Annotated in this window: 1 protein-coding gene; it reads right to left on the reverse strand. The window is 40.4% G+C overall.

Translation table 11 applies throughout. The features are described from left to right. On the reverse strand, positions 1-674 hold a 674-nt coding region (locus tag QOS01_RS10415), incomplete at both ends, for an IS66 family transposase (protein WP_283622270.1).

The following is a 674-nucleotide window of genomic DNA, read 5'->3' on the forward strand; positions in this document are numbered from 1 at the left end:
GTATTGCGATAATGAAAGATTACCATATGATGATGGCTAAACTCAGTCGTGGTTCTTGTTGCCCAAAAATAACTGGTGGTCTTAGCTTCATCAATGACCTTAAACGGCGTTTCATCCATCTGAATTACTCTTTCATCCTGCAATAACTCTATCAGTTTTTCATACAATGGCTTTAGATAAGTTTGACTAACCGTAATAACATTAGTTGCGAGTTGACGGCCGCTAGCTGGCAAACCAACGGCTTGCCAGTGCTTCACCTGTCGATGGAAGGGTAGAGCTAAGGAAAATTTATACTCAGCTACTTTAGCCAAAATACTGCTGGAAATATAACTATGAGGCAATAATGATTGTGGCATTTGACTACTAATGATGATATCTTTACCGTCCTCGTCACAGTCATTACACTTATAGCTTTCTTGGTATAGGTTCACACAGTACAATTCAGCCGGCTTTAGTCGGACTTCACGGCTATATAAATGCTTACCAATCTTTTTCATCTGTTCATGGCACTTTGGACAATTCGTATTAGTTAAATGAACTGTCTCATCCACTTGAGGTAAACCATCCAAAAAAGCGGTCCGCTTGCCAGAAACCTTAGCTTTCCGGTGACGCACCACTTGTTTTTCCTTCTTTTCAATCACTTCCGTGATTGAAACATCAGAATCTTGCAGCTG

Source organism: Limosilactobacillus avium (assembly GCF_947381485.1).
GTDB lineage: Bacteria > Bacillota > Bacilli > Lactobacillales > Lactobacillaceae > Limosilactobacillus > Limosilactobacillus avium.